The sequence below is a fragment of the Flavobacterium sp. genome, from assembly GCF_044368995.1.
In the GTDB taxonomy this organism is placed as follows: domain Bacteria; phylum Bacteroidota; class Bacteroidia; order Flavobacteriales; family Flavobacteriaceae; genus Flavobacterium.
Map to the genome: position 1 here is coordinate 1 of NZ_JBIPMS010000167.1, position 2,794 is coordinate 2,794.

At 31.7% G+C, this 2,794-nt stretch carries 4 protein-coding genes and 1 pseudogene; 1 reads left to right on the forward strand and 4 read right to left on the reverse strand.

What is annotated here, in order from left to right:
• Positions 1–327 (forward strand): uracil-DNA glycosylase family protein (locus ACIQ2I_RS08885; protein ID WP_396182053.1); only part of this gene is annotated, 327 nt, incomplete at its 5' end.
• A 62-nt stretch (positions 328–389) separates the two neighbouring features.
• On the opposite strand, the gene ACIQ2I_RS08890 is transcribed toward ACIQ2I_RS08885, so the two are convergent.
• The 4 genes and pseudogenes from ACIQ2I_RS08890 to ACIQ2I_RS08905 form a co-directional block, all read right to left on the reverse strand.
• Positions 390–1,256, reverse strand: a complete 867-nt coding sequence (locus tag ACIQ2I_RS08890) for a substrate-binding domain-containing protein (RefSeq protein WP_396182054.1) — start codon at positions 1,254–1,256, stop codon at positions 390–392.
• Between the two features lie 81 nt (positions 1,257–1,337).
• A complete protein-coding gene (locus tag ACIQ2I_RS08895; protein ID WP_396182055.1) occupies positions 1,338–2,201 on the reverse strand; it encodes a nucleoside phosphorylase in 864 nt (287 codons plus the stop codon).
• Between the two features lie 49 nt (positions 2,202–2,250).
• A complete protein-coding gene (locus ACIQ2I_RS08900) occupies positions 2,251–2,583 on the reverse strand; it encodes a translation initiation factor (protein WP_396182056.1) in 333 nt (110 codons plus the stop codon).
• A gap of 61 nt (positions 2,584–2,644) precedes the next feature.
• Positions 2,645–2,794, reverse strand: a pseudogene (locus ACIQ2I_RS08905) (isopenicillin N synthase family oxygenase); the annotation flags it as partial.

Here is a 2,794-nt window from a genome sequence, read left to right on the forward strand (position 1 = left end):
TGGGCACAACAAGGTATTTTGCTTTTAAACGCTAGTTTGACTGTAAGAAAAGACGAAGCAAATAGTCACAAACACTTAAAATGGAATGTTTTTACGGATAACTTAATTAACTATTTATCTGATAATTATGAAAATATTGTTTTTTTACTTTGGGGAAGTTTTGCACAAAAAAAAGGAATTAAAATAAATAGAGAAAAGCATTTGGTTTTGGAATGTGGTCATCCGTCACCGTTAAGTGCCAACAGGGGATTTTGGTTTGTAAATAAGCATTTTAGCCAAACTAATACTTATTTAAAATCTATTGGAAAAACCCCGATTGATTGGTAAGCTCAGGTTGATTTATATCTGAAATACTAAAAACCTCTTCACCTAAAAAAAATAAGCAAAACTTAATTTGATTTGCTTTTAAGTATTTTTACAATCTCATTAAAATTTATTTTTTCTGAAATAATATTTAAATCTAAAATCTTGTTTTGGACGATTTCGTAGGTTTTTTCATCTAAATTTTTCTGACTCCATTGGGTTTGTTGCAACCATTGTTGGATATCTTCTAATTTTTGATGGTATCTTGTAGCAAGCGTTCTGTCAATACTTGGAATATGTTTAAACTCTTCTGTTGTTGTGTTGATAATCTCTAAAATTAAAGCAATAACGGATTTATTTTCTATTAAAAATTCATTTCTAACAGCTATTACAAAACAAGGCCAAGGCGAAGGACATTCGCCCACACGTTTAAAAGTTCCATTGTCCACCAAAGGTTTTGTGGTATATTTTTCCCACATAAAATAATCTGACTTTCCTTCAGAAAGATTAGCAATAGCTCCATCTAAATTATTTACGATTTCAAAAGATAAATTGTTAGTATTCCAGTTATTTATTTCAGCATTTACAATGCTCATTAGATGAGAACCTGAACCCTTTCTGCTTATGGCGGACACTTTGTTTTCTAAATCGCTAACCGAATTATATTCTGATTTTCCATCAACGTGAATTCCCCAAATTAATGGTGATTTTACGAAAATTTGTACAATACTGCTGTGTTGATTTTCTGTAAGATCTTTAATAATTCCTTCTGTTAAAATAACGGCAATATCAGTTTCATTATCACGAAGCATTTGACACATTCTTCCTGTTCCTTCAGGAATATCAGTCCACAGTAAATCGATTCCAGCTTCATTGAATTCGCCATTTTCAATACACATGTGCCAAGGTAAATTAAAGTGTTCAGGAACACCAACTATTTTTACTTCTTTCATTTTTTAGGGATAAAGTTTTGGGTAAAGGGTTTAAGGGTTTTGTGCGAATTCGTATTTTTTAAATTTCTTAAATCTGTTTTATTATACCAATTTATCCAATGTATAAGCAATTAACTCATTAACGGTTTTTTCTGGGTTCGAACTAAATTCGCCATCCGCTCTGTTTGCAATAATGGCGTTAAGTGATAAACAATTATGACCTAATAATTTGCCTAAACCATAAATCGCAGATGTTTCCATTTCTAAATTCGTCATGCGTATTCCGTTATAGTTAAAAGCATCCATTTTATTATTTAATTCAGGATTCTGAATATTTAAGCGAACAACCCGACCTTGGGGTCCGTAAAATCCACCCGCAGTGCCAGTAAATCCTTTGTAAAATTTTTCTGAATAGATTTTATTTTCTAAAAATTCATTACAAGAAACCACTGTTGGTCTACCTTTTCTAATATCCCAATTGGTTTGAGTAATAAAAGCATCTTCTAATTCTGAATCAGAAAATTCTTCGATAAGATAGGAGCGAAGCATGTTGTCTAAACCAATTGCATATTTGCTCATTACCCAACTATCGACCGGAATATCTGCTTGTAAAGAGCCGGAAGTTCCAATACGAACAATATTTAAAGAAGTATGGGTGTTTTTTATTTCTCGAGTATTTAAATTGACGTTTACCAAAGCATCTAATTCGTTCATAACAATATCAATATTATCAGAACCAATTCCGGTAGATTGAACAGTTAAACGTTTTCCTTTGTAGGTTCCCGTTTCGGTTTTGAATTCTCTTTTTTGTGTGGAAAATTCAATACTTTCAAAGTGTTGTGTAATTTTTGAAACACGATCCGGATCGCCAACAAAAATAATGTCATGTGCAATATGTTCAGGCTTCAGATTTAGGTGATATACACTTCCGTCCGGATTTAATATTAATTCTGATGATTTTATCATTAATGTTTTTTTTTAGCAGAACACTATTAACGGTTCACTGAATACCGTCTTATCCTCCGACACGTTTGGTTTTGAATCCTTTATCTTGAAGCATTTTTATTATTTTGTCTCGGTAATCGCCTTGAAGGATAATCGCACCGTCTTTAAAACTTCCGCCAACACTTAATTTTGTTTTAATTTCTTTAGCAAGTATTTTAAAATCTTCGTCGGTTCCTTCGTAGCCTTCAATGATAGTTGTGGCTTTTCCTTTTCGTTTTTCATATTTACAAATCATTGGTTCTTTCTGAACGTATAATTCATGTGCACTTTCCTCTTTTTCTTCGGGTTCATTTGAAGGAATATGGTCTGGGAATAGGTTTTTTAATTGGTCCTGTAAATTCATTTTTTTGCACGCTGATTAAACTGATTCGCAATAGCGAAACGCTAATTAAAACTGATTTTTTCTATTTCTTAATTAAACCTAACTCCACTAAACGTTCGTGTAAAAAATCTCCAGCAGTTATATCTTCATATAATTTTGGATTTTGTTCATCAATACATGCTGCTAAACAATTTAATTTCATTTCACTTATAGGATGCATAAAAAATGTAAT